Genomic DNA, 22,749 nt, shown 5'->3' with positions numbered 1-22,749 from the left:
CACTCTCCGTGTTCAAGGCGGGCGACCTGCGCTTTACGCCACCTCCACGGTCCCGCCGCCGGCCCGAGCACGCTAATGTGCGCAGCGGACCTTCGCCGGAGGAAGGACGACCATGCTCGTATCACGCCGCTCGCGGGTTGCCACACTGGCTGCCTGCGCGACGATCCTGCTCGCCACAAGCGCTTGCGGGGATGACAAGGCCGACGAGGGAAGCGCCCAACAGGTGCGCCTCTACGGCACGGACGGCAACATGCTCAACTCCTATCCAGCGGAGTTGAAGGAACGTGCCAACCTCGTCGACGGGATGAAGGGAACCACGCCCCTCACTCCTCTGCCCGAGGACTTCAAGAGCCGGCTACGGTCCGTCAATCCGGCTCTGACGGACTACCTGTACTCGGCCGAGACGTACGACGCCGTGGTGATCGGGGTGCTCGCCGCCCAGTTGGCTGGCAGCACCGATCCGGCGGCCATCGCCAAGCAGATCGTCGGTGTGACGAACAACGGTCAGCGCTGCGAGGACCCGGCCAGCTGTCTCGCGCTGGCCCGCAACGGGCAGGACATCGAGTACCGCAGCGTGTCGCTGACCCGGGCGGGTTTCACCGACAAGGGTGAGCCGGCCACCGCGAGCTACGCCACGCTGACCTTCGACGGGCAGCAGATCAGCGACGGCAAGACCGAGTTCGTCGGGGCGGGCATCGAGTCGGCCGCGAGCACCAAGACTCCACCGAAGCCGAAGAAGCAGCGCCCGGGCGCCAACCCCGACCAGGAGCCGCTGATCCTCGGTGGGCTGCTGCCCAAGACCGGTGACCTGGCGATCGCCTACCCGCCGATGGCCGCCGGCGCGGCACTGGCGATCAAGGAGATCAACGCCGCTGGCGGCGCGCTCGGCAAGCCGGTCACCTGGATCGACGGCGACGACGGCACGAGCCTCACGGTGGCCAAGGCGACCGTGGCCAAGCACGTGGGGGCCGGGGTCAGTCTGATCATCGGCGCGGGCGCCTCGGGCATCTCCCGGGAGGTGCTGCCGGACGTGGTCGAGGCCGGGAAGATCCTCTTCTCGCCGTCCAACACCGACAGCAGCCTCACCGACGTCGAGGACAACGGCCTCTACTTCCGTACCGCCCCGCCGGACAGCCTCCAGGGTCGCGCGCTTGCAGACGTGATCCTCCGCGACGGATCGCAGAAGATCGTCATCGTCGCCCGCAAGGACTCGTACGGTGAGGGCCTCCAGGGCACCGTCCGTGACGAGCTGGAGAAGGCCGGCATCCCCGACGACCGGCTCAAGCTGATGACCTACGACCCACCGGCCGACGCGAAGGCGCCCCCGGTCGACTTCAGCGGTGGCGCGAAGGAGATCAAGGAATTCGGCGCGGACGCCGTGCTGATCATCGGCTTCGGCGAGTCGGCGCAGGTGATTCGCGGGTTGGCCGACAGCGGAGTCCAGTTCCGCAGCTAGCACGACCGCAGACTCGAACGGCCGCACCGGCATCCCGGTGCGGCCGTTTCGTCGTCCACGCGTCAGCGCGTACGGCGGCGCTCCAGGAACTCGGTCATCCGGCGGTGCTTCTCGTCGTCCTCGAAGAGCACCGCCTGGCTGACCAGGTCGAGTTGCGGGTGGGCGGCGGCCGGCGCGTCCACCGCCAGCTTGGTCAGGCGCAGCGCCAGCGGTGAGCCCAGGGCCATCTCGTCCAGCAGCCCGTGCGCCACCTCCAGCAGCTCACCGGGCTCGTCCACCACCCGGTTCACCAGGCCGATCCGCAGCGCCTCGGCGGCGTCCACCCGGCGGCCGGTGAAGAGCAGCTCCTTGGCGCGGCCCTCGCCCACGAGGGCGGGCAGCCGGTGGGTCGCGCCGGCGCCGGCCAGGATGCCCAACCGCACCTCCGGCTGGCCGAAGACCGCACGCGCGGTGCACACCCGCAGATCGCAGGCGTACGCCAACTCCGCGCCGCCGCCCAACGCCGGGCCGTCCACGGCGGCCACGGTCGGCATCGGCAGTGCCCGGATCCGGGCGAACGCCGCCGAGTTGATCGCGGCGAGGGCGTCGGTACGACCCCGTTCCCGGAGCTGACCGATGTCCGCGCCTCCGGCGAAGATGCCCGCCGTGCCCCCGGTGAGCAGCAGCAGCCGAGGGCGGGCCTCCAACTCCGCGCAGACCTGGTGCAGCTCGGAGATCAGGTCGGCGTCGATGGCGTTGCGCTTCTCCGGCCGGTCCAGGGTGACCACAAGCCGGTCGGGTCGTTCCTCGATCCGCAGACCGCTCACTGTGCCGACCTTCCGTTCGCGACTGCGGGGCTCGCAAGCTCACTCCTCGCACTCACTGTTTGACCCCGTCCAGCCAGCGGTAGAAGCCGTGCCCGGACTTCTTGCCCAGGCGTCCGGCGGCCACCATCTCCTCCAGCAGGGGCGGCGGCGCGAACCGGTCCCCGTACGCGGCCTGGAGGGTGCGGGCGATGTCCAGCCGCACGTCCAGGCCGACCAGGTCGGTGAGTTCCAGCGGACCGATCGGGTGCCGGTAGCCCAGCACCATGGCCTTGTCGATGTCGGCCGGGCTGGCCACCTCGTCGGCGACCATCCGGATCGCCTCCAGCCCGAGGGTGACACCCAGCCGGGACGTGGCGAATCCGGGCAGGTCGCGTACCACGACGGGATCCTTGCCCAGCCGGCCGGCGAGCGCGACGGCCGCGGCGGTGGTCTCCTCGGCGGTGGCCGGGCCAACCACGATCTCCAGCAGGGCCATGGCCCACACCGGGTTGAAGAAGTGCAGGCCGACGAAGCGCTCGGGCGCGTCCAGGCCGGCGGCCAGCTCGCCGATGGGGATGCTTGAGGTGTTGCTGCCCAGCAGCGCCGGGTCCAGCGCGGCGGCGGCGCGCAGCACCGTGCGCTTCAGGTCGAGCCGCTCCGGTACGGCCTCGACGATCACCCCGGGGGCGGGCGCGACGTCGGTGATGCTCTGCCGCAGCGTGACGCGCTGCCGGTTCGCGGCGGCCTCGTCGGCGCTCAGCCGTCCGCGCTGCACGGCCCGCTCCCACAGGTCGGCGAGCCGGTTCAGCGCGGTGGCGCCCCGCTCGGCGTCGACCTCGACCAGTTCCACGGCGTGCCCCGAGCCGGCTGCCACGTACGCGATGCCCAGCCCCATCGTGCCGGCACCGACGACCACGAAACGATCGCTCATCACGCCTCCCTGTCCCGCCCGGCGGCGCGCGGGGTCCCCGCCACGCCGACCCGGGTGATCCGCCCGATCCGCTCGCTCATGGTGCGACCCTATTCAGCGCGAGGACCCGGCCCATGCGTGGGGGAGCGTGGGATCGGGTACTGGCCATCCGTCAACCGAGGGAAGGACCGCACCGACATGAGCCAGGCACCGGAGAGCGTCACCGGCTCCGAGATCGTGGAGACCCGGGGCGACGAGCGGGTGGAGTTGCTGCGCGCCGACACCAACAACGACGGCAAGACCGACGTGTGGGTGGTGGACACCGACGGCGACGGCAAGGCCGATCTGTTCCAGTTCGACACCGACGGTGACGGCAAGGTGGACATCACCATGGTCGACATCGACGAGGACGGCCAGCCGGACGAGGTGGTCGACGGCGACGGCGGCCTCCCGCCCGAGCAGCTCCCCCCGACCGTCCAGGTCTGAAGACGTACGACGGCCCCCGCCTCCGCCCCGCCGGAGCGCGGGGGCCGTCGTCTCAGTCGGCGAGGCGCAGGGTGGCGAGGTAGTAGGGGGCGTCGCGGTCGTCCACATCGGTGAGCCGCCAGCCGCTGCCGTGCACCAGGCCCGCGAACTCGTCGGCGGAGCAGACCAGGTAGTCGAACCAATCGGTGCCCAGCTCGCGGTAGCGCAGCCGCAGCCGGAGCTGGCCGCCGAGCCGGCCGAGCCGCCTGTTGCGCTCGTGGTAGCCGGTGTGCAGAGGGTCGCGGGTGCCGTACGGGTCGGTGCCGTGCGCGATGATCTGTGCCCCCGGCCGGGCCAGCGCGGCGAGCGCGGCCAGGAACCCGGGAGCCCGCTGCCGACCCTCGAAGAGACCCAGGTTGTTCCCGAGCAGCAGGAACGTGTCGTACCGCTGGCCGTCGGCGACGTGGGTGTCCACCGTGCCGTGCACCAGCCGCCGCACGCCGCGCCGCCGGCACACCTCAAGCGCGCCGGCCGAGGTGTCCAGCCCGGTGACCGGTACGCCGCGCTCCTGGAGCAGCAGGGCGATCCGGCCGGCGCCGGTACCGATGTCCAGGGTCTCGCCCCGGACGCGGTCCACTGCCCGGTGGTCGTACGGCTGCCAGTCGGCAGGCCCGTCCAGGTAGTGCGCGGCCGGGGCGCCGTTGATCAGACCGTCGTCGCGTTCGATGATCTCGATGACCGGTCGGGGCAGTCGGCCGCCGACCAGCGGTCGAGGACCCACCCCGGTGGCCACGGCGAGGGTGTCCCGCAGCAGTTCACCGATCACGTCACCGATTTGAGGCTCGCCCGTCACGACGTTCACGCTATCCGGCCACTCAGTGGCCCGGGGCAGCCGTATCCTGGCGGCGTGACCACGTTGGACCGGCTGTCGGCCGAGAAGTACATCCTGCTCACGACCTTCCGTAAGGACGGCCGGGCGGTGCCGACGCCGGTCTGGGCGGTCCGCGACGGCGACGCGTTGGCGGTCTGGACCAGGGCGGACTCGGGCAAGGTGAAGAGGATCCGCCGCAACGGCGACGTGACGGTGGCCCCGTGCGACGTGCGGGGCCGCCCGCACGGGGCGGAGGTGCCGGCCCACGCGACGATCTACAGCGGCGGCGACACGGGCCGCATCCGCGATCTGCTCAAGCACAAGTACCGGCTGATCGGCCGCCTGAGCCTGCTCGGCAGTCGGCTGCGTCGCGGCGAGGGCGGCACGGTCGGCATCCGGGTCACGTTGACCGAGCGGCGCTGAGTCCGGGCACGGAAAGGGGCGGCGGATCGAGATCCACCGCCCCTTTCCGAAGAAACCCCTACCCGGGTCAGTCGCCCTGTCGCTGCTGCGGGATCTGGCCCTGCAAGAGCGCCCTGACCTCCGACTCGCGGTACCGACGGTGGCCACCCAGGGTGCGGATGGCGCTGAGCTTGCCGGCCTTGGCCCACCGGGTCACCGTCTTCGGGTCGACACGGAACATCGACGCCACCTCGGCCGGTGTGAGTAGCGGCTCTGGTTCGTGCGTTCGCGATGCCATCGGTCACTCCTCCACATGTATAGACATCGGCCGGGGTCCCGCCGGCCGACGCGTCTCCCATGGTCCGGCTAGTCCCCGATGTCCGACATGGGCCGAACGGATGAAGGTCCCTAGACGGACGGATGAACCATGCCCGATTTTTACGACTTTTACACGGCAGAAACTACCTTATTCGGACTCATGATCACGGTTCGTGATGCATCAACTACGAGGGCATCTCGCCTTGGGAGCGCTTCACGGGCTATTTGCCCTAGTTGCACCGCTCCAGCAGCTGCACCGCACGCCACCGGGCCACCAACGTGTCGTACGCGGCCGACGCCTCCTCGGCCTCACCCCGGGACAGCCCCGCGAGGCCGCTGGCGACCAGCTCCGGCGAGTCGTCCGCGACCAGAGTCTCGTCGGAGAGCAGGTCGACCAGGCCGCCGTAGTCCAGCTCCACCACCGAACGGGGATGGAACTCCTCCAGCCAGCGGGCCGCCTCCTCCACCGCGTCGGTGATCGGGGCCTCGCCCACCGACTTGCGCAGCACCGACAGCGCCCGTGACGAGCGCCGCCGCGCCTTGGAGATCTCGGTGCGGTAGCGCAACGCCCGCCGCCCCGGCTCGGTGACCAGGTCCCGCTCCGCCGCGTCGAAGAGCACGAACCACCGCAGCGGTACGCCCCACGTCGCGATCTGCTCGTGCACACGCGGCACCCCGTGCTCCAACACCCGCGCGCCGCTGCGCCAGTCGTCCACCACCGCCCTGGCCTGCCCGGCGAGCACCGGCGGCACGAACGCGTCGGCGAGCACCGAGGGCACCCCGTCCCGGGCGCTGAGCGCCGCCTCGGCGACCCGGATGCGCAGGTTCCAGGGGCACACCAGCAGGCTGTCGTCCGTCTCCAGGACGTACGCCTCCTCGGGCAGGTCGGGCAGCCTGGTCCAGCCCGCGCCCAACGCCTCGATCACCGCCGTCCGCTGCCGGACCGGCCCCTCCACCGGTGCCACGGCCCGCCCCTCGGAGACGTAGCGACGCCAGTAACCCTGCCGCTCCCGGTCGAAGGCGGTCAGCGGCTCGTACACGCGCAGGTAAGAAGCGAAGAGCGACGGCACGGCGCGATCCTCCCACGAACCGCACACGGGCGCGGTCAGCGGCCGGACCACGCGCGCCGCGACGTGGGACGGCGACAGCGCGTCGAGCACCCTTCGAGCGGCCGATACTAGGCTCGGTCACACCGGCAGCATCCCCGCCGGGATCCACCAGGTCCGCGTCCCACAAGGACGCACACCACTCCAGGAGCCAGCCATGGGCGTATTCGCGAGCACAGACGACCCGGTATCGACCGGACACGAACAGGTCGTGTTCTGCCAGGACAAGCAGAGCGGCCTCAAGGCGATCATCGGGATCTACTCCACCGCGCTGGGGCCGGCGCTGGGCGGCACTCGCTTCTACCCGTACGCCAGCGAGGACGACGCGCTCGCCGACGTGCTCGACCTGTCCCGGGGAATGGCGTACAAGAACGCGCTGGCCGGGCTCGACCTGGGCGGCGGCAAGGCGGTCATCTGGGGTGACCCGGAGCAGATCAAGAGCGAGGCGCTGCTGCGCGCGTACGGCCGCTTCGTGGAGTCGCTGGCCGGCCGCTACTACACCGCCTGCGACGTCGGCACGTACGTGGCGGACATGGACGTGATCGCCCGGGAGACCCGGTACGTGACCGGCCGCAGCGTCGAGCACGGTGGCGCCGGCGACTCGTCGATCCTGACCGCCTGGGGTGTCTTCCAGGGCATGCGGGCCGCCGCCGAGCACGTCTGGGGCACGCCCAGTCTGCGGGGTCGGCGGGTCGGCGTGGCGGGCCTGGGCAAGGTCGGCAAGTACCTGACCGCGCACCTGATCGAGGACGGCGCCGAGGTGGTCGCCACCGACGTCAACCCGAAGGCGCTGGCCTGGGTCCGCGCCAACCACCCGCAGGTCACCCTGGTCGACGACGCCGCCGCGTTGGTCGCCGCCGACATCGACGTGTACGCCCCGTGCGCGCTGGGCGGCGCTCTGAACGACGAGACCGTGTCGGTCCTGCGGGCCAAGGTGGTGACCGGCGCGGCGAACAACCAGCTCGCCCACCCCGGCATCGAGAAGCTGCTCGCCGACCGGGGCGTCCTGTACACCCCGGACTACGTGGTCAACGCCGGTGGTGTGATCCAGGTGGCGGACGAGATCGAGGGCTTCAACTTCGACCGGGCCAAGCTGCGGGCGACGCGCATCTTCGACACCACCCGGGAGATCCTGCACCTCGCCGACACCGAGGGCGTACCGCCGGCGGTTGCCGCGGACCGACTGGCGGAGCGGCGGATGGCCGAGGTCGGCCGGCTGCGCACGATCCACCTGCGCTGAGCTTTTCCCCGGAGGCGGATCGATCGGTATCCGCCTCCGGGCCCCTTCGCCGACCGCTCTGGGTAGGCTGGGGCCAGGTCAAGTTTGGCGTGTTTGTCCCGTGTCACGGGCGCTCTCCGTTCCGCTCCTTACCGGGTACACTGGGTGACGGCCGGATCGACGCGACGCGCAGAGCCGGCCGACGGTAACCCGAGGTGCCGAACGGTGGCATCCCCATGTACCGTAAGAGCCACGAGAGATGCCTGACGTCATCGGGGCCCGCCTTCGGGCTGCCCCGCATTCTGTGCGAGGGGGTCGAGCCATGGGGCGCGGCCGTGCTAAGGCCAAGCAGACGAAGGTGGCGCGGGAGTTGAAGTACCACTCCCCGAACACCGACCTCACCGCCTTGCAGCGCGAACTGGCGGGTGCTGGTAAGTCTGAGCACCACTTCGACGACGACTCAAAAGAGTTCGTCGACGACGATGATGAGAATCATGCGGACGACGACCCGGATCCGTGGGTCCGCCCGACCCGCTGACCTCTCGACGTGAGCTGAGCACGCGGTGAGCCCCGCGTGCTCACGCATGTGCCCGTCGCGAGTGGCACCGGTGCCGACGCTCAGGGGCCTGCCCTGGCCGGGATCTCGCCCGGCCGCACGACAGGCCCCTGATCGTGGCCACCCTCAGCGCGGCCGGTTGTTCCAGTTGTAGAAGGTCGGGATGTTCTCGAAGTGGTTCCAGGCGCACACCGCGCTGGCGCCGTCGGAACCGGACACCTCTGCCCGAAGCCGCCGGGCGTCCTCGGCCTCCTGAAGGAGCGCGACGAGCCCCGGGGCCGCATCCCGTACCCGCTCGGTGACTCCGTCCGCGGCTTCGTCCGTCTCGCGCTCAGGCCGCCGGTGACTGGTGGTCTCGGGCATGCTCCAACACTCCCTCCAATAGGCGGATCTTGCTGTTGCGGCAGTGCTCGGTCTCCGTACCGTCAAAACGCCCCAGCTCGAAGTAACGGTTGGCCGCATGGCCACCGCCACAGAAGCCGAAGTACGGGCAGGTCGCACGGCACGCCTCCACACCGGTCAGGAACTCGCCCACCCAGGGCGTGGCCGCCGCGCCGGCGAGGATCTCCGCCAGCGGGGTGGCCAGCACGTTGCCGCTGCTGAAGTCGCCGTAACGGGCATCCGTGAAGCCGGCCAGCTCCGGGGAGAGCACCGTCACCGAACCGTCGTGCCCGATCGTCGGGATCGGATCCAACCGGCGGGGCAGTACGCCGTCCGCCGAGCCGTCGAGCACCGCCGCGGCGTACCGCAACGACCACTCGACCTCGCGCAGGTGGATCCGGGGTTCCCGCCGCCACGCCGACACCAGCTCGGCCCAGAACGCCGTCACCGCGGCCGCATCGTGGCGGTTGTCGCGGGTGTTGACTCCCTCGGTCTCCTCGATGTTGATGCCCAGCACGTCACAGCCCAGCTCGAGGAAGTAGTCGTACAGCTCGCCGGCGAGCCCCGGCTCCGGCCGGGACACCACGGCCAGCGCGGAGAAGGGCAGCCCATGCCGGCGCAGCGCGGCGACACCGCGCAGGATCCGGTCGTACGCAGGCTGTCCGCCCCGGTTGACCCGGTCGCCGTTGCGCTCCCGCGGCCCGTCCACGCTGACGCTCACCCGCACCTCGTGCCGGGCGAAGAAGTCACACCACTCGTCGTCGATCAACGTGGCGTTGGTCTGCACGTGGTGTTCGACCTCGGGGCCGAACGGGGCGATCAGCGCCGCCAGATGCTCCCGCCCGGTGGCCAACGGCTCCCCGCCGTGCCACACCACCGAGAACCGACCCGCCGCCGACCACGGGTTGACCGCAGCCGCCACCGCCTCGGCCACCGGCACCGACATCCGCCGGTCGTCGGCCCGGAACGGCAGATAGCAGTAGGCGCAGTCCAGGTTGCAGAGGGTCGTGGGCTGCATGACGACGTACGACGGAACCGCGGCGAGGCCGCGCATCCCGCTGAACGACTGTCCCCGAGCAGCCATCGCCCTCCTCCGCCTGACCTGAGAGGCGGTCGGGAAGCCACGAGGTGACTCCCGAACGTCTCCGAAGGGTGCCCTTCAGGCTAGGCGGCAATGGCCACTCGGGTGAAGCCCTGATCAGGTGCCCGTACGATCACCAGACTGTGATCATCCGCGGGTGTGCTGGCCGACCATCTGCACGTTGCCGGTGCCCTCGATGATCTCGCCGGCCTGCCACGCCTCGACCCCACGGCCGGTCAGCGTGGCCAGCGCCCGGTCGGCGTCCTCGGCCGAGACGATCGCGAACATGCCGACGCCCATGTTGAAGGTCGACTCCATGTCGTGGTCGTCGATCCGACCCTTCGACTGGATCAGGTCGAAGACCGGCTGCGGCTTCCAGGTGGACCGGTTGACCACCGCGTCGACGTGCTCCGGCAGGACCCGGACCAGGTTGCCGGGGATGCCGCCACCGGTGATGTGGGAGAGGGCACGCACGTCGGCCTCGGCGATCAGCTTGAGGCAGTCCTTGGCGTAGATCTTGGTCGGGGTGAGCAGCTCCTCACCGAGGGTCCGCTGCCGACCGAAGTCGTCGATCACGATGTCCAGTCGCATCCGCGCGGCACCGAGCAGCACGTGCCGGACCAGCGAGTACCCGTTCGAGTGCAGGCCGGACGAGCGCATGGCGATCACCGCGTCACCAACCTCGACCCGGTCGGGGCTGAGGATGTCGGCCTCCTCGACCACGCCGACGCCGGTCGCGGAGATGTCGTACTCGTCGGGGCGCAGGACGCCCGGGTGCTCGGCGGTCTCCCCGCCCAGCAGGGCGCAGCCCGCGTACCGGCAGCCGTCGGCGATGCCCGCGCCGATCTCGGCGACCTTGTCCGGGACGACCTCGCCGGTGGCGATGTAGTCGAGCAGGAACAGCGGCTCCGCGCCGCAGGCCACCAGGTCGTCGACGACCATCGCGACCAGGTCGATGCCGACCGTGTCGTGGATGTCCATCTGCTGGGCGATCACCAGTTTGGTGCCCACACCGTCGGTGGACGACGCCAGGATCGGGTTCTTGTACTTCGTCGTGTCCAGCCGGAACAGGCCGGCGAAGCCGCCGAGGTCACCCAGCACCTCGGGACGGCGGGTCTGGCGCACCTTCGACTTGAGCAGCTCCACCGCGCGGTCGCCCGCGTCGATGGAGACGCCGGCGTCGGCGTACGAGACCGAGCGTTTGCGCGCCTGGCGGCCGGCGCCGCCCGTCCAGGGCTGGCGGTCGCCGCCGGCGCCGGTAGGGCTACTTCCTGCGCCGCTGCGCTCGGACACGTGCGTCACGGTTCTCCCCTTTGTGGTTCTCGGTGCCGCGCCGGCGGTGGCCGGGCCGCGCCGGTTGGTGCTACGGGCGGTTTGCGGTCACGCCACCAGGAGTGGCGACGAACGAGCCGTTGGTGTGCGGGGCCTGCGGCGCCGAGTCGGCGACCCGTCGGCCCACCCCTTCGAGCACGTGCTTGCCGATCAGGTTGCCGGCTGGCAGCTCGATCGGGTACTCCCCATCGAAGCACGCCCGACACAGCCGGGTCTTCGGCTGCTCGGTCGCGGCGATCAGGCCAGGAAGCGAAACGTAACCCAGCGTGTCGGCGCCGATCGAGCGCCGGATGCCGTCGTTGTCCAACCCGTTGGCCAGCAGCTCCGCCCGGGTGGCGAAGTCGATACCGTAGAAACAGGGCCAACTGACCGGCGGGGACGAGATCCGGACGTGCACCTCCAACGCGCCCGCCTCGCGCAGCATCCGCACGATGGCCCGCTGCGTGTTGCCACGGACGATCGAGTCGTCCACCACCACCAGCCGCTTGCCGCGGACGTTCTCGCGCAGTGGGTTGAGCTTGAGCCGGATGCCGAGCTGACGCAGGGTCTGCGACGGCTGGATGAAGGTGCGCCCCACGTACGGGTTCTTCATGAGGCCGGCGCCGTACGTGATGCCCGACGCCTCCGCGTAACCGATCGCGGCCGGGGTGCCCGACTCGGGCACCGGGATCACCAGGTCGGCCTCGACCGGGTGCTCCTTGGCCAACTGCCGACCGATCTGCACCCGCGCCGCGTGCACGTTGCGTCCGGCGATCGTGGCGTCCGGACGCGCGATGTACACGTACTCGAAGAGGCAGCCCTTCGGCTCCGGCGCGGCGAACCGGGTGGACCGCAGCCCGTCCTCGTCGATCGCGATCAGCTCACCCGGCTCGACCTCGCGCACCACGCTCGCGCCGACGATGTCCAGCGCGGCGGTCTCGCTGGCCACCACCCAGCCGCGCTCCAGTCGACCGAGCACCAGCGGGCGTACGCCGTGCGGGTCACGGGCCGCGTAGAGCGTCGACTCGTCCATGAAGACGAAGCTGAACGCGCCGCGCAACTGCGGCAGCACCTCCATGGCGGCCGCCTCGACCGACAGGTCCGGTCGGCTGGCCAGCAGCATCGTCACCAGGGAGGTGTCGTTGGTCGAACCGTCCGCGACGAGGCCGCGCTCGGCGACCTCCTTCTCCAGCTCGGCGGTGTTGACCAGGTTGCCGTTGTGCGCCAGCGCGATTGTCGTGCCGGAGCTGGTCGACCGGATGGTCGGCTGGGCGTTCTCCCAGTTCGACGCGCCGGTCGTGGAGTAGCGGGCGTGCCCGATGGCCAGGTGGCCACGCAGGCTCGCCAGGGTGGGCTCGTCGAAGACCTGGGCCACCAGGCCGAGGTCCTTGTAGACCACGACGCCGGAGCCGTCGCTCACCGCGATGCCGGCCGCCTCCTGGCCACGGTGCTGAAGGGCGTAGAGGCCGAAGTAGGTCAGGTTGGCGACTTCTTCGCCGGGGGCCCAGACGCCGAAGACGCCACAGGCGTCCTGCGGACCGGGTCGTTGGGGATCAAGGTCGTGGCTCAACCGGCCGTCGCCTCGGGGCACCTACTGCTCCCTCACGCTGGTCTGGACCGGCCTGGCGGGATCACGGGGTGGATCCACACTCCTCGGCCGGGACCACTGTCGTCGCCTGACAGTGTACGCGAACAGCTGTCGATACAGATAGTCACGATTCCCGTGCTGAGAGTCACCGGATTCGGTCATCGGCTCAGTCAGAGGGGCAGAAACGCCGACAGGTCCGCTCGGGAACCACTCACCTGAACACGACCGTCCGTGACCGCCTCCGCCCAGCCGACTCGGCCGAGCGCCAACGCGAGCCAGGTTTCGGGCGACATCTCGACCACGTTTGGTGGGTTTCCCCTGGTGTGTCGAGGACCCGGGACGCACTGGATCGCCCCGTATGGTGGGACCCGTACCTCCACCGATCGGCCCGGGGCACGCTCCGCGAGGACGGCCAACAACGTCCGGACCGCTTCCCGGAACACCGACCGTTCGGGCGTACGCCCCTCGTCGAGCGCCGACAACGTCGCCGCAACGGCGACGGACTTACTGTACGGAGAGGACACGACGGGACGATACGACCCGGAGGCCGAGCACTCGACGCTGGCCCTGGGTCGCGCCGATCCAGTGAGACAAGGCATAGTTGCCGACGGCGTATTCGTACCGTGATGATCCCCGGCCCGGCGCCCCGCCGGTCACCAGGGAAGTCAGCCCGGAAGGCGGTGGACGTGTCAACACACCGACGTGCCTGGAAGCAGCGGGCCGGTGTGGTCGTAGCGCTGGTTGCCGGCGCTCTGCTCGCCGTCCCCGCCACACCGGCAATGGCCGCGAGGATCAGCACCGCTGACAACTCGGTCACGATCGACGCTGGCAAGAACGGCACCGTCAGCGTGCTGGTCCGGCCCGACGTCGGCGAGACGTCCGCGGACATCGACGTGACCGGCCTGCCCGACGGCGTCACCTGCGGTGGATGCGGTCCGATCAACTTCGAGGGGATAGCGCCGAAGCAGGTCACCCTGACCCTGTCCGCCTCGTCGAACGCACCGGCGGCCAACGGGACCCAGGCGAAGATCACCGTCACCGGCGACGACAACGGCCGCACGCTCCGGGTCACCGTCAAGGCGGCTGCCGCTCCACCGCCGCCGCAGAACCAGACCGTACGGTCGGTCTCCGGCAAGGTGGTCAAGAAGGCCGACGGCAAAGCAGTCCCAAACGCGATAGTCATCCTGCAGGACAGCACCGGTAAGCGGATCGACACCATCAGCAACGGCAGCGGCGACTTCCGCTTCACCGGCACCACGGAGAAGCCGATCGCTCCGGGCCGTATCGATCTCGGTGCCAGCTTCGACAACATCACCGCCACCAAGAGCTTCAACGCGAACGCGGGGCAGTCCGTCACCGGACAGCGGATCAGCCTGGAAATCAAGGTCGAGACGACGCCGAGCGCCACCCCGTCCGCCACCGCCGAGGCGCTTCCCACCGAGGAGGCGACCGAGGAGGGTGCCGAGGATCAGCCGTCCGAGGCGGCCAGCCCGGGCGCGGCGGCGAACGCCTCGAACGAGGACGACGGCGGCGGCTTCGGCTCGTACCTGATCATCCTGCTCGGCGGTCTGCTTGTCGCCGCCGGCGTCGGCACGATCGTGCTGCTCTGGATGCGGCGCAAGGAGAACGGCGACGACGAGGACGCTCCGGACGGTGCTGGCGCGGCCGGCGCGGTGCCGGCGGCCCGTGGCGCGTTCCGGGGCGGCGACGACCAGACCCGGGTGGTCAACCGGGCCGGCGGCGTACCGGACCCGACAATGGTGGGCGGCGCTGCGCTGAGCGAGGCGCCGACGATGATGCACCGCCCCGTGGTCGACGACGTTCCCCCGGACCCGTACGCCGCGCCCGCGCAGCCCTACGGCGCGGCGGGTGGGCAGAGCTGGGGTGGCGCGGGCTACGGCGACGAACCGGCGTCCGGTGGCTACGGCGCGGGCGGCTACGGCAACGCTCCCGCCTCGGGCGGCGGCTACGGCACGGGCGCCGCCCCGGCGGGCGGCTACGGCGCCGGTGCGGCTGGTGACGGCTACGGTGCCGCACCCGGTTCCGGTGCGGGCTACGGCGCCGCGCCCTCCTCGGGTGGTGGCTACGGCAGCCGCGACTACACGGCTCCGGCCGGGGCGGCAGGTTACCCGCCGGCTCCCGCCGGTGGTGCGCCGTACGGCGAGCGCTTCGACGAGCCGACCGGCCGGTACACCGGCGACAGCACGCAGTACCCGGCGCCGGCCGACCCGTACGCCACGGGCGTCTACCAGCCGGAGCAGGGCCAGGGCTACGGTCAGCCCGAGCCGACGGCCCCGTACAGCGGCCGACCGGCCGAGCCCACCGGCGGCTACGGCCAGCCGGCCGGCGGCTACGACCAGGGCGGCTACGGTCAGCAGGCCGGCGGGTACGACCAGGGCGGCTACGGCCAGGAGCCCCCGGCCCAACGCGGCGGCTACGACGACCGAGGCTACGACCAGGGCGGCTACGGTCAGCAGGCCGGCGGGTACGACCAGGGCGGCTACGGCCAGGAGCCCCCGGCCCAGCGCGGCGGCTACGGCCAGGAGCCTCCGGCGCAACGCGGCGGCTACGACGAGCCGGGCTACGACCAGGGCGGCTACGGCCAGCAGGCCGGTCGCGCCCGGCCGGACGGCCCGCCGCCGACCGAGCGGGGCGGCGGCCGACGCCTCGACTGGCTGGACGACTGACCCCCACCACAGCGCGGAGAACGGCCACCCGGAAGTCCGGGTGGCCGTTTCGCTGTGCTGAAGCGCGGCGCGTCTGTCAGGCGGCGGAGAAGACACCCTGGCGGAGCACCGGCACGACATTCGACACGCCCACCCGGACGGCGACCTCGACGTCCTCGGCGAAGCCGCTCTCGGTCAGCTCCCGGCCGGAGACGCTGCCCCGGACCGCGGCGGGCACGTCCGGGGTGCTGGCCAGCGCGGCGAGCGCCATCGCCGCCTCCACGGAGAGCCCGTCCGGTACGCCGGAGAGGGCGTCGAGCACACTCGCCGCGCCGAGCAGATCCTCCACCGACGGGCGCAGCGAACCGTCCGGCCACCGCTCGCCGGAGGCGATCACGCCGATCGGGGCGTCAAGCGTCCCGTATCCCTGGCGGCTCAGCCAACGCCCGACGGCGGGTGCGTTACGCAGGCACCCCGCGACCACCGGCAGGCCTGTGGCGCTCGCGGCGGCGCTGATGGCCGAGCCGTTCGGCGACGGCAGCACCAGGTCCGCCACGACCGGCGCGGCGCTCAACGCGGCGGGCGACAGCGACCACGGATGGTCCGCTGTCGTCTGTCGCCGGCCCACCGCGGCCACCGCGCCGACCCGCACCGCGTATTCGGCGGCCTGCTCACCCCACGGAAACGGGTGCACCCGCATGCCCCGGGCCACCGCCACCTCGACGGCGGTGGTGAACGACAGGACGTCCACCACCACCAGCGCCGCGCAGACCCGGCCGAGTTCGGCCGCCCCGGTCAACCCCCAGTCGAACCGGGCGCCCGATCCGGGTTGGCCGTAGACGGCAGCGGCCAACGCCTCAGCGCTCGTCAGGCGACGGCTCGGTGTCACCGGTGTCCGACTCGGACTGCTCCGACCCGATCGGCTCGACGGCACCGGTCTCCGGGGAAGGTCCCGAGGAGGCGATGGGCTCGGAGAGCACCTCGGCCGGGTCGACCGGCTCGGCCGGAGCGGTCGGCAGCGGCACGGCCTCGACGGCACCCGCCACACCGGCGGCCGGCGCGGGGACCTCGACGGCCGCCGTACCCCCGAAGAGGCGCGGCAGCGTCTCGGTGTGCGCGGCGCGCAGCTCGTCCAGGCCGATCCGGAACTGGCCGTGCACCTCGAGCGCACCGCCGGTCGGGTCGGTGACGCCGATCAGCTCGAACGGCACGCCCCGCTCGGCGCAGAGCGCCGCGAACGCCTTGTCGTGGCCGCGCGGCACCGACACCAGCGCCCGCGTGGCGGACTCGCTGAACAGGTAGACGAACGGCATCGAGCCCTCGGTGAACCGCTCCGGCACCGCGACCCGCGCACCGACGCCACGCCGCAGGCAGGATTCGACAAGGCTCTGGGCCAGGCCGCCGTCGGACAGGTCGTGCGCGGAGGCCAGGTGACCCACCCGGGCCGCCTCGGCCAGCAGCTCGGCCAGGGCCTTCTCGCGGAGAAGGTCGACCTGCGGCGGGATGCCACCGAGGTGCTCGTGCGTCACCCAGGCCCACTCCGAGCCGGACAGCTCCACGTTCGTCTCGCCGAGCAGGTAGAGCTGGTCGTGGTCGCCACCGGCGCGCGGCACGAAGCCCATCGGCACCCGGTCGGCGACGTTGTCCAGCACGCCCAGCACGCCCACCACCGGGGTCGGGTGGATGGCCGCCGCGCCTGTCTGGTTGTAGAAGCTGACGTTGCCGCCGGTGACCGGGATACCCAGCTCCAGGCAGCCGTCCGCGAGACCGCGCACGGCCTCGGCGAACTGCCACATGACGCCCGGGTCCTCCGGGGAGCCGAAGTTGAGGCAGTCGGTCACGGCGATCGGCTTCGCGCCGGTCACCGCCACGTTCCGGTACGCCTCGGCGAGGGCCAGCTTGGTGCCGTTGTACGGGTCGAGCCGGGCGTACCGGCCGTTACCGTCCACCGACAGCGCCACTCCGAGCCCGGTCCGCTCGTCGATCCGGATCACGCCGCCGTCCTCCGGCTGCGCGAGCACGGTGTTGCCCAGCACGTAACGGTCGTACTGCTCGGTGACCCAGGTCTTGTCGGCGAGGTTCGGCGACGCGATCATGCGCAGCACGGTCTCCCGCAGCGCCTCCGGGTCGGCCGGGCGGGGCAGCGTCTCGGCCCGGTCGGCCTGGAGCAGGATCAGGTCGGCCGGCTCCCGCATCGGGCGGGCGTACACCGGGCCGTCGTCCACAAGCGAGCCCGGCGGCACGTCGACGACCAGGTGGTCCTGCCAGGTGATCAGCAGTCGACCCGGGCGGCCGTCCGGCTCCGGTGCGGTGACCTCACCGATCGCGGTGGCGAGCACGCCCCACTTCTCGCAGGTCTTGAGCACCGCGTCGAGCTTGTCCGGCTCGACGACCAGCAGCATCCGCTCCTGCGACTCGCTGGCCAGGATCTCGTGCGGGTCCATCGAGGGCTCGCGCAGCGGAACCCGCTCCAGCCAGACCCGCATGCCGGTGCCGGCAGCGGCGGCCGTCTCGGTGAGCGCGCAGGTCAGGCCGGCGCCGCCGAGGTCCTGGATGCCGACGACGAGCTGGCCGTCGTACAGCTCGAGACACGCCTCGATCAGCAGCTTCTCGGTGAACGGGTCGCCGACCTGCACGGCGGGTCGACGCGCCTCGCTGCCCTCGTCGAAGGTCGCGCTGGCCAGCACCGACACACCGCCGATGCCGTCCCGGCCGGTCTTGGCGCCCATCAGGACCACGACGTTGCCGGGGCCGGCGGCGGCCTTGTTCTGCAGCCGGCTGACCGGGAGCACGCCCAGGCAGAGCGCGTTGAGCAGCGGGTTGCCCTGGTAGGAGGGGTCGAAGACCAGCTCACCGCCGATGTTGGGCAGGCCCAGGCAGTTGCCGTAGCCGCCGACGCCGGCGACCACGCCGGTGAGCACCCGGGCGGTGTCCGGGTGGTCCGCGGCACCGAAGCGCAGCGGGTCCATCACCGCGACCGGGCGGGCACCCATGGCGAGGATGTCCCGGACGATGCCACCGACGCCGGTCGCCGCGCCCTGGTACGGCTCGACGAAGCTCGGGTGGTTGTGCGACTCGACCTTGAAGGTCACCGCCAGCTCGTCGGAGATCTGCACGACGCCGGCGTTCTCACCGATTCCGGCGAGCATTCGGTCGCTGTGCGGGGCCTTCTCGCCGAACTGGCGCAGGTGCACCTTGCTCGACTTGTAGGAGCAGTGCTCGCTCCACATGATCGAGTACATGGCCAGCTCGGACTGGGTGGGCCGGCGGCCGAGGATCTGCCGGATCCGGTCGTACTCGTCGTCGCGGAGCCCCAGCTCGGTGTACGGCTGAAGCTCGCCCGGGGTGCCGTTCGCGCGCGGCACGGTGTCCACGCCGTCGGTCCAGTCGGCGATCGCCGGCTGGGCCGGAGCGACTGCCGGGGCGGCGGGCTGCGCCGGGAGCGGTTCGGCCGACTGCGCCGGGGCGGAGTACGCCTCCGGTGTGTCCCGTACCGGATCCGGATGGGTGGTCATGACCTCTCCTCGCTGCGCTCGTGCCCGCCAGGCCGGCGGTCGAGCAGACCGATGATGATCGTGCCGGCGGTCATGCCGGCGTCCCCACCAGGTGCTTGAGGACCGAGGTGAAGAAGCCGAGGCCGTCCAGCGAGGGGCCGGTGAGCGCCTCCACCGCGTGCTCGGGGTGCGGCATGATGCCGACGACGTTGCCGGCGGAGTTGGTGATCGCGGCGATGTCCCGCAGCGACCCGTTGGGGTTGCCGCCGACGTAGCGGGCGACCACCCGGCCCTCGGCTTCGAGCTGGTCCAACGTCGCGGCGTCGGCGACGTAGCAACCCTCGCCGTTCTTGACCGGGACGAGCACCTCCTGGCCGGGCTGGAACGTGTTGGTCCACGCCGTGCCTGCCGACTCGATGCGCAGGACCTGGTCCCGGTTGCGGAAGTGCAGGTGCTGGTTGCGGGTGAGCGCGCCGGGCAGCAGGTGCGCCTCGCAGAGGATCTGGAAGCCGTTGCAGATGCCGAGCACCGGCAGACCACCCCGTGCGGCGTCCACGATCGTCTCCATCACCGGCGCGAACCGGGCGATGGCGCCGCAGCGCAGGTAGTCGCCGTAGGAGAAGCCGCCGGGCAGCACGACCGCGTCGACCCGGTGCAGATCCGGGTCACCGTGCCAGAGCCGGACCGGCTCGGCGCCGGCGATCCGCACGGCCCGGGCCGCGTCCCCGTCGTCGAGCGAGCCAGGGAAGGTGACCACACCGACCCGGGCGGTCACGAGCGGGCGTCCGCGGTCTCGTCGGCCTCGACCAGGTGGACGGTGAAGTCCTCGATGACCGGGTTGGCGAGCAGCTTGTCGGCGATCTCCCGGGCCCGGTCCAGGTCCGGTTCACCTGTGAATTCGATCTCGATCCGCCTGCCGATCCGAACCGAGGCGACGTCGCTGACGCCGAGCCGGGGCAGCGCGTTTGCGACGGCCTGGCCCTGCGGATCGAGGATCTCGGGCTTGAGCATGACGTCGACGACGACGCGAGGCACTGGGCACTCCTGACTGTGTACGCAGTTGGGTGCCGACCCACAACGGGCGAGCGCAGCCAGCGTACCTGGCAGATTCCGTCGCGGGCGCACCGGCCGGGTGCAGTCCAGACGGTGATCAACATATCGGACCCCCGGGGCGGTCCGCCAGCAAGGACACGCGGTCCCACCAGGGCATATACGGCGTTCGGGGTGGCCGAATCGTTACATTGGTCAAACTCGATCGAATTCTTGAAAACGCCGGCCGTCGGCCCTACTGTACATCGACGTACCTCGATGCAGAGCGGTGGCGGGGACCTCCCGTCGTCGCCGTCCGGCACCCGGCGACCCCGGGCCGCCCCGTCCAAGGAGTCCACCCGATGCGCATCCGTCCCCTGCTCGCCGTACTCGGCACCGCGCTGGTCGGCGTCCTCGGCGCCACGTCCGGAGCGGTCGCCGCCCCGGCCGGCCCGCAACCCATCATCGGCGGCGGCACCGTCTCCTCCGCCCCCTGGGCCGCCGCGGTGCTCAGCAACGGCTCCTTCACCTGCTCCGGCAGCGTGATCGCCCCGCAGTGGGTGCTCACCGCCCGGCACTGCATCAGCGGCACCATGTCGGTACGCGTCGGAAGCGTGAACCGCACCTCCGGCGGGGTCACCCGCACCGTCAGCGCCACCTACACCCGCAACGACCTGGCCCTCATGCGACTCTCCAGCACCGTCAGCACCTCCGCCGTGAGCCTGGCCAGCAGCAACCCGCCGGTCAACTCGACCAACTCGATCTACGGCTGGGGCATGACCTGCTACAGCGGCTGCTCCGCGTCCACCACGCTGAAGACCGCGACCGTGCGGGTCACCAGCAACAGCGCCACCGACGCGTACGGCGGGCAGGCGATCCGCAGCACCCGGATCAACGGCAACGCCTGGCGCGGCGACTCAGGCGGACCGCAGTTCTACAACGGCCAGCAGGTCGGCGTCGCCTCCACCGCCGACGGGTCGAGCATCCAGAACTACGGCAGCGTTGCGTACAACCGGGCCTGGATCACCTCGACGGCCGGTGTCTGACAGTTAACGCCCGGCGCGGCGTGGATGGTCGACCGAGTGCCGACCGTCCGCGCCGCGCTGTTTTGCAGCATCCGATCAGGTGAACAATGCACACGATCGGGTCGCCCCGCTCCTGACAGCATCGGAACCGTGCTGGTCGTGACGACGGATCAACTGCCCGGCTACGAGATCCGCCAGATCCTCGGTGAGGTGGTGTCATCGATGGCCAGGACGCGCAACCCGTACCGCGAGGGTGTCAAGAACCTGCGCGGTGGCGCGTACGACCCGATGGCACCGGACAACCTGACCCGGTGGCGTACCGACTCGGTGTCCCGCCTCGGCGAGGAGGCCCTGCGGCTCGGAGCGAACGCCGTGATCGGGATGCGGTTCGACAGCCGGGACTGCGGCGAGATGTGGATGGAGATCTGCGCGTACGGCACGGCGGTGATCGCCGTACCCAAGATGCCCGAGGTCATGCCCGCCGACCAGCCGGTGGTGGCGGCGGAGACCGCCACCGAACCGGCCTTCGCCGAGTCTCTCGGGGGCATCGCCGAACCGGCGAGCGCCCCCAACCTCGGCACCGCCGCCGAAACCCCCACCGGCGAGTAACCCCCCGGCGCGGGTTACAGGATGGGGGGTGGGGAGTAGGTGGCGGCGTCGGGGTGCGCCTGCACCACCGCGGTGATGCGCCTGGTCACCGCCTGGACCTGGGCCGTCGCGGTGCCGACGAAGGCGGTGCGGTCGGCGACCAGGGTGTCGATGTCGGCGCGGGACAGGCCGAGGCGACCGTCCGTCGCCAGCCGGTCGAACAGGTCGTTCTCCGGGGCGCCCTTCTCGCGCATGGCCAGCGCCACGGCGACCGCGTGCTCCTTGATCACCTCGTGCGCGACCTCCCGGCCGACGCCCCGCCGGACCGCCGCCACCAGGATCTTGGTGGTGGCCAGGAACGGCAGGAACCGCTCCAGCTCCCGGTTGATCACCGCCGGGTACGCGCCGAACTCGTCGAGCACCGTGAGGAACGTCTGGAACAGCCCGTCGGCGGCGAAGAACGCGTCCGGCAGGGCCACCCGGCGGACCACCGAGCAGGACACGTCCCCCTCGTTCCACTGGTCACCGGCCAGCTCACCGACCATCGACAGGTAACCCCGGATGATCACCGCGAAGCCGTTCACCCGCTCCGAGGAGCGGGTGTTCATCTTGTGCGGCATCGCGCTGGAGCCCACCTGCCCCGGCTTGAAGCCCTCGGTCACCAACTCCTGCCCGACCATCAGCCGGATCGTGGTGGCCAGCGACGACGGCGCGGCGGCGACCTGCGCCAACGCGGCGAGCACGTCGAAGTCCAACGAGCGCGGGTAGACCTGCCCGACGCTGTCCAGCACCCGCGAGAAGCCCAGGTGCTCGGCAACCCGGCGCTCCAGGTCGGCCACCCTGTCGGCGTCGCCGTCGAAGAGGTCGAGCTGGTCGGCGGACGTGCCGACCGGGCCCTTGATCCCGCGCAGCGGGTAGCGGGCGATCAGCTCCTCCAGCCGCTCGTACGCGATCAGCAGCTCCTCCGCCGCCGACGCGAAGCGCTTGCCCAGCGTGGTGGCCTGCGCCGCCACGTTGTGCGAACGGCCCGTCATCACCAGCTCGGAGTGCTCGTGGGCCAGCCAGGCCAGCCGGGCCAGGGTGGCCACCACCCGATCCCGGATCAGCTCCAGCGAGGCGCGCACCTGGAGCTGCTCGACGTTCTCGGTGAGATCCCGCGACGTCATCCCCTTGTGCACGTGCTCGAAGCCGGCGAGCGCGCTGAACTCCTCGATCCGGGCCTTCACGTCGTGCCGGGTGACCCGCTCCCGCTGGGCGATCGAGGCGAGGTCGACCTGGTCGAGCACCCGCTCGTACGCCTCGACCACGCCGTCCGGCACCGGCACACCCAGATCACGCTGAGCGCGCAGCACGGCGAGCCAGAGCCGCCGCTCCATCCGGACCTTCTCCTCCGGCGACCAGAGGGCGACCAACTCGGGCGAGGCGTACCGGTTGGCGAGCACGTTGGGGATCGTCGTCACGTACCTCATTCTCTCCTACCCGGCTGTCCGCCCGGCCG

General features: G+C 71.3%; 23 protein-coding genes. 8 read left to right on the top strand and 15 right to left on the bottom strand.

Annotated features, from left to right (window positions below; translation table 11 throughout):
• The first annotated feature begins 112 nt into the window (after window positions 1–112).
• Window positions 113–1,456 carry an ABC transporter substrate-binding protein gene (locus ABZS77_RS02020; RefSeq protein ID WP_354815697.1) on the top strand — a complete coding sequence of 448 codons (1,344 nt, stop codon included), beginning with the start codon at window positions 113–115 and terminating at the stop codon, window positions 1,454–1,456.
• 62 nt (window positions 1,457–1,518) lie between these two features.
• Here the strand turns inward: ABZS77_RS02020 and ABZS77_RS02015 are convergent, their stop codons facing one another.
• Both ABZS77_RS02015 and ABZS77_RS02010 read right to left on the bottom strand, forming a co-directional pair.
• Window positions 1,519–2,262: an enoyl-CoA hydratase/isomerase family protein gene (locus ABZS77_RS02015; protein WP_354815695.1), complete on the bottom strand. Its 744-nt coding sequence runs from the start codon at window positions 2,260–2,262 to the stop codon at window positions 1,519–1,521.
• 52 nt (window positions 2,263–2,314) lie between these two features.
• The gene (locus tag ABZS77_RS02010; protein ID WP_354815693.1) at window positions 2,315–3,172 is read right to left on the bottom strand and encodes a 3-hydroxyacyl-CoA dehydrogenase family protein; all 858 of its coding nucleotides are present in this window, start codon (window positions 3,170–3,172) and stop codon (window positions 2,315–2,317) included.
• A gap of 177 nt (window positions 3,173–3,349) precedes the next feature.
• Here ABZS77_RS02010 and ABZS77_RS02005 point away from each other — a divergent pair, with 177 nt between their 5' ends.
• Window positions 3,350–3,637: a hypothetical protein gene (locus ABZS77_RS02005; RefSeq protein WP_354815690.1), complete on the top strand. Its 288-nt coding sequence runs from the start codon at window positions 3,350–3,352 to the stop codon at window positions 3,635–3,637.
• Between the two features lie 52 nt (window positions 3,638–3,689).
• Here the strand turns inward: ABZS77_RS02005 and ABZS77_RS02000 are convergent, their stop codons facing one another.
• Window positions 3,690–4,469 carry a class I SAM-dependent methyltransferase gene (locus ABZS77_RS02000; protein ID WP_354815687.1) on the bottom strand — a complete coding sequence of 260 codons (780 nt, stop codon included), beginning with the start codon at window positions 4,467–4,469 and terminating at the stop codon, window positions 3,690–3,692.
• Between the two features lie 54 nt (window positions 4,470–4,523).
• On the opposite strand from ABZS77_RS02000, the gene ABZS77_RS01995 reads away from it, so the two are divergent.
• Window positions 4,524–4,910 carry a PPOX class F420-dependent oxidoreductase gene (locus ABZS77_RS01995; RefSeq protein WP_354815684.1) on the top strand — a complete coding sequence of 129 codons (387 nt, stop codon included), beginning with the start codon at window positions 4,524–4,526 and terminating at the stop codon, window positions 4,908–4,910.
• A 67-nt stretch (window positions 4,911–4,977) separates the two neighbouring features.
• On the opposite strand, the gene ABZS77_RS01990 is transcribed toward ABZS77_RS01995, so the two are convergent.
• Together ABZS77_RS01990 and ABZS77_RS01985 are read right to left on the bottom strand one after the other, a co-directional pair.
• Window positions 4,978–5,187 carry a BldC family transcriptional regulator gene (locus ABZS77_RS01990; protein WP_007073996.1) on the bottom strand — a complete coding sequence of 70 codons (210 nt, stop codon included), beginning with the start codon at window positions 5,185–5,187 and terminating at the stop codon, window positions 4,978–4,980.
• Window positions 5,188–5,437: 250 nt separating this feature from the next.
• Entirely contained in the window at window positions 5,438–6,277 is an 840-nt protein-coding gene (locus tag ABZS77_RS01985) for a hypothetical protein (protein WP_354815681.1), read from the bottom strand.
• Between the two features lie 193 nt (window positions 6,278–6,470).
• Between ABZS77_RS01985 and ABZS77_RS01980 the strand changes: the two genes are divergently transcribed.
• Together ABZS77_RS01980 and ABZS77_RS01975 are read left to right on the top strand one after the other, a co-directional pair.
• On the top strand, window positions 6,471–7,553 hold the full coding sequence (locus tag ABZS77_RS01980; RefSeq protein ID WP_354815678.1) for a Glu/Leu/Phe/Val dehydrogenase dimerization domain-containing protein: 1,083 nt from the start codon (window positions 6,471–6,473) through the stop codon (window positions 7,551–7,553).
• 301 nt (window positions 7,554–7,854) lie between these two features.
• The gene (locus ABZS77_RS01975; protein WP_007454329.1) at window positions 7,855–8,070 is read left to right on the top strand and encodes a DUF3073 domain-containing protein; all 216 of its coding nucleotides are present in this window, start codon (window positions 7,855–7,857) and stop codon (window positions 8,068–8,070) included.
• A 144-nt stretch (window positions 8,071–8,214) separates the two neighbouring features.
• Here the strand turns inward: ABZS77_RS01975 and amcA are convergent, their stop codons facing one another.
• From amcA to ABZS77_RS01950, 5 genes are all read right to left on the bottom strand, one after another.
• Window positions 8,215–8,451, bottom strand: coding sequence for a multiple cyclophane-containing RiPP AmcA (gene amcA / locus ABZS77_RS01970; RefSeq protein WP_354815675.1), 237 nt, complete (start codon window positions 8,449–8,451; stop codon window positions 8,215–8,217).
• Entirely contained in the window at window positions 8,420–9,523 is a 1,104-nt protein-coding gene (gene amcB / locus ABZS77_RS01965) for a cyclophane-forming radical SAM peptide maturase AmcB (protein WP_354817095.1), read from the bottom strand. The genes amcA and amcB overlap by 32 nt, the downstream gene beginning before the upstream one ends.
• Before the next feature lie 174 nt (window positions 9,524–9,697).
• Entirely contained in the window at window positions 9,698–10,852 is a 1,155-nt protein-coding gene (gene purM, locus ABZS77_RS01960; RefSeq protein ID WP_139586136.1) for a phosphoribosylformylglycinamidine cyclo-ligase, read from the bottom strand.
• 61 nt (window positions 10,853–10,913) lie between these two features.
• Window positions 10,914–12,452, bottom strand: a complete 1,539-nt coding sequence (purF, locus tag ABZS77_RS01955) for an amidophosphoribosyltransferase (protein ID WP_354815672.1) — start codon at window positions 12,450–12,452, stop codon at window positions 10,914–10,916.
• Between the two features lie 167 nt (window positions 12,453–12,619).
• Entirely contained in the window at window positions 12,620–12,973 is a 354-nt protein-coding gene (locus tag ABZS77_RS01950) for a sterol carrier family protein (protein WP_354815669.1), read from the bottom strand.
• A gap of 102 nt (window positions 12,974–13,075) precedes the next feature.
• Between ABZS77_RS01950 and ABZS77_RS01945 the strand changes: the two genes are divergently transcribed.
• Window positions 13,076–15,136, top strand: a complete 2,061-nt coding sequence (locus ABZS77_RS01945; RefSeq protein WP_354815666.1) for a hypothetical protein — start codon at window positions 13,076–13,078, stop codon at window positions 15,134–15,136.
• Window positions 15,137–15,212: 76 nt separating this feature from the next.
• Here the strand turns inward: ABZS77_RS01945 and ABZS77_RS01940 are convergent, their stop codons facing one another.
• The 4 genes from ABZS77_RS01940 to purS all read right to left on the bottom strand — a co-directional run bounded on the left by ABZS77_RS01940 (window position 15,213) and on the right by purS (window position 19,644).
• Entirely contained in the window at window positions 15,213–15,968 is a 756-nt protein-coding gene (locus ABZS77_RS01940) for a 2-phosphosulfolactate phosphatase (RefSeq protein WP_354817092.1), read from the bottom strand.
• Window positions 15,969–15,972: 4 nt separating this feature from the next.
• A complete protein-coding gene (purL, locus tag ABZS77_RS01935) occupies window positions 15,973–18,630 on the bottom strand; it encodes a phosphoribosylformylglycinamidine synthase subunit PurL (protein ID WP_354815663.1) in 2,658 nt (885 codons plus the stop codon).
• Between the two features lie 70 nt (window positions 18,631–18,700).
• The gene (gene purQ, locus ABZS77_RS01930) at window positions 18,701–19,384 is read right to left on the bottom strand and encodes a phosphoribosylformylglycinamidine synthase subunit PurQ (protein ID WP_354815660.1); all 684 of its coding nucleotides are present in this window, start codon (window positions 19,382–19,384) and stop codon (window positions 18,701–18,703) included.
• The gene (gene purS, locus ABZS77_RS01925; protein WP_091315782.1) at window positions 19,381–19,644 is read right to left on the bottom strand and encodes a phosphoribosylformylglycinamidine synthase subunit PurS; all 264 of its coding nucleotides are present in this window, start codon (window positions 19,642–19,644) and stop codon (window positions 19,381–19,383) included. Before purS ends, purQ begins: the two co-directional genes overlap by 4 nt.
• Before the next feature lie 356 nt (window positions 19,645–20,000).
• Here purS and ABZS77_RS01920 point away from each other — a divergent pair, with 356 nt between their 5' ends.
• Window positions 20,001–20,684 carry a trypsin-like serine protease gene (locus tag ABZS77_RS01920; RefSeq protein ID WP_354815657.1) on the top strand — a complete coding sequence of 228 codons (684 nt, stop codon included), beginning with the start codon at window positions 20,001–20,003 and terminating at the stop codon, window positions 20,682–20,684.
• A gap of 24 nt (window positions 20,685–20,708) precedes the next feature.
• Window positions 20,709–21,272, top strand: coding sequence for a YbjQ family protein (locus ABZS77_RS01915; RefSeq protein WP_354815654.1), 564 nt, complete (start codon window positions 20,709–20,711; stop codon window positions 21,270–21,272).
• Between the two features lie 14 nt (window positions 21,273–21,286).
• Here ABZS77_RS01915 and purB read toward each other — a convergent pair whose 3' ends face one another.
• Window positions 21,287–22,711 (bottom strand): adenylosuccinate lyase, encoded by a 1,425-nt coding sequence (gene purB, locus ABZS77_RS01910; RefSeq protein ID WP_354815651.1) that lies wholly within the window; start codon window positions 22,709–22,711, stop codon window positions 21,287–21,289.
• Between the last annotated feature and the right edge of the window lie 38 nt (window positions 22,712–22,749).

Source organism: Micromonospora sp. NPDC005298 (assembly GCF_040607375.1).
Lineage (GTDB): Bacteria > Actinomycetota > Actinomycetes > Mycobacteriales > Micromonosporaceae > Micromonospora.
This window is presented reverse-complemented; position numbering and strand designations above follow the sequence as displayed.